Annotated in this window: 1 pseudogene; it reads right to left on the bottom strand. The window is 60.5% G+C overall.

Going from position 1 to position 370, the window contains the following annotated elements:
• Positions 1-370 (bottom strand): annotated as a pseudogene (locus KWG70_RS17735) (acetyl-CoA carboxylase, carboxyltransferase subunit beta); the annotation flags it as partial.

The raw sequence follows: 370 nt of genomic DNA on the forward strand, positions 1-370 counted from the left end.
ACAGGATCAGCGGGCGTTTCAGCAGCACCGCACGTTCGGCCGCAGCGATGATCGCGTTGCCGACATACATCGACATGGAGCCGCCCATGAAGGAGAAGTCCTGCGCGATGGCCACGAGGGGGGTGCGGTCAATCTCGCCCTCGGCGACAAGCATCGCCTCTTTCTCGCCGGTCTTTTTGCGCGCATCTTTGATGCGGTCGGGGTATTTCTTCTGGTCTTTGAAATGCAGCGGGTCGACGGTGGGTTCGGGAACCTCGATCTCTGTGAAGATGCCGCCGTCGAACAGCCCGTGGAAGCGTTCGCGCGGGGTGATGACCATGTGGTGGTCGCAATTGGAGCAGACGTTGAAGTTTTCGCTGAGCTCGCGGTG

This window comes from Psychroserpens luteolus, from assembly GCF_021032705.1.
In the GTDB taxonomy this organism is placed as follows: domain Bacteria; phylum Bacteroidota; class Bacteroidia; order Flavobacteriales; family Flavobacteriaceae; genus Psychroserpens; species Psychroserpens luteolus.